Origin of the sequence: Mesorhizobium sp. M7A.F.Ca.US.014.04.1.1 (assembly GCF_003998745.1) — a bacterium.
Taxonomy (GTDB): domain Bacteria; phylum Pseudomonadota; class Alphaproteobacteria; order Rhizobiales; family Rhizobiaceae; genus Mesorhizobium; species Mesorhizobium ciceri.
This window is the reverse complement of sequence record NZ_RZRW01000909.1, coordinates 1-1,598: the sequence shown is the minus strand read 5'-3', so window position 1 is coordinate 1,598 and position 1,598 is coordinate 1. Positions and strand designations below refer to the sequence as shown.

At 65.6% G+C, this 1,598-nt stretch carries 3 protein-coding genes; 2 read left to right on the top strand and 1 reads right to left on the bottom strand.

Features of this window, described 5'->3' with window-relative positions:
* Together cobU and cobO are read left to right on the top strand one after the other, a co-directional pair.
* Positions 1–459: bifunctional adenosylcobinamide kinase/adenosylcobinamide-phosphate guanylyltransferase (cobU, locus tag EOA22_RS33000; RefSeq protein ID WP_127390575.1), on the top strand; the 459-nt coding region annotated here is incomplete at its 5' end.
* 1 nt (position 460) lies between these two features.
* Complete coding sequence (gene cobO / locus EOA22_RS32995; protein ID WP_063168228.1) at positions 461–1,075, top strand: cob(I)yrinic acid a,c-diamide adenosyltransferase; 615 nt, start codon at positions 461–463, stop codon at positions 1,073–1,075.
* Positions 1,076–1,111: 36 nt separating this feature from the next.
* Here cobO and EOA22_RS32990 read toward each other — a convergent pair.
* A partial coding sequence (locus tag EOA22_RS32990; RefSeq protein ID WP_206521444.1) for a cobalamin biosynthesis protein occupies positions 1,112–1,598 on the bottom strand: 487 nt, incomplete at its 5' end.

Here is a 1,598-nt window from a genome sequence, read left to right as displayed (position 1 = left end):
CCCCACGCCGAAATTTTGGCAACCGCCTTGCCGCCGCCCTGGACCTATATCGCCACGGCGCAAGCCTATGATGACGAGATGCGTGAGCGCATCGCGTTGCACCGGTCGCGGCGCGGCGAAGGCTGGACGACCATCGACGCACCGCTCGATCTCGCCGGCGCGCTTGCCGCCTTGCCGGACGATCGGCCGGTGCTTGTCGACTGCCTGACGCTGTGGCTGACCAACCATATGCTGGCCGAACACGATTTCGAGCTGGAATGCCGGCGATTGGCGGAGGTGCTGTCGCGGCCGCGCGGACCCTGGTTCTTGGTGTCCAATGAAGTCGGACAAGGCATCGTGCCGGACAATGCACTGGCGCGCCGCTTTCGCGATGCCGCCGGCCGGCTCAACCAGCAGGTCGCGGCGATTGCCGATACGGTGCTGCTGATGGTGGCGGGGCTGCCGCTCAAGGTGAAATGATATGACCGATATCGACGATAAGGACGAAGAGCGCCACCGCGCCAAGATGGCCAAGCGCAAGGCGGTGCAGGATGCCGAGGTGGCGAGCAAGACGGTCGAGAAGGGATTGCTCATCGTCAACACCGGCCCGGGCAAAGGCAAGACCACGGCCGCCTTCGGGCTGGCGCTGCGGATGCTCGGCTACGGCAAGCGCGTCGGTGTCGTCCAGTTCATCAAGGGCAAGTGGCACACCGGCGAGAAAGACGCCTTCGCCGCCTTCGGCGACCGTGTCGTGTGGCACGCGATGGGCGAGGGGTTCACCTGGGAAACCCAGGATCTGAAGCGCGACATCGCTGCCGCCGAAGCCGCCTGGGCCAAGGTGCTCGAACTGATGGCCGATCCGTCGATCAGCCTGCTGGTGCTCGACGAATTGAACATTGCGCTGCGCTACGACTATCTCGATCTCGACAGAGTGGTTGGCGCGCTAAAAGCGCGGCGCGAGGGCCTGCATGTCGTTGTCACCGGCCGCAACGCCAAGCCGGCGCTGGTCGAGGCCGCAGACCTCGTCACCGAAATGAGCGTGACCAAGCATCATTTTTCCGCCGGCGTGAAAGCGCAGCAGGGGATCGAGTTCTGAGTGTTCCTCAACCTCCCCAGACGGGGGAGGGTGAGGTTAGGTCACAACGATGACAACGACCGAAACCAACCCGAACAGAGCGATCAGCAGATAGTCGGCGACGCGATAGAGTTTCAGCGCCTGCCTGATGTCGAGGCTGTCGGCTTCACGCCGCCCACCTTCGCCCATGAAGACGTCGTCGACCAGCACGCCGCCATAGAAGCGCGGGCCGGCGAGCGCCAGGCCGAGCGCACCGGCCATCGCCGCTTCCGGCCAGCCGGCATTGGGCGAGCGGTGTTTTTTCGCGTCGCGCCGCACCGCATGCCAGGCTTTTTTCGCATCAGCGCCTTTGACGAAGAACGCCGCCAGCACGATCAGAAGCGCCGTCAGCCGCGACGCCGGCAGGTTGATCCAAGCGTCAAAGCGCGCCGCCGCCCAGCCGAACGCCTCGTGGCGCGGGGTGCGGTGGCCGATCATCGAATCGGCGGTGTTGGCGGCCTTGTAGGCGGCGCCGCCGGCCAGGCCGCCGACGCCGGTCCAGAAG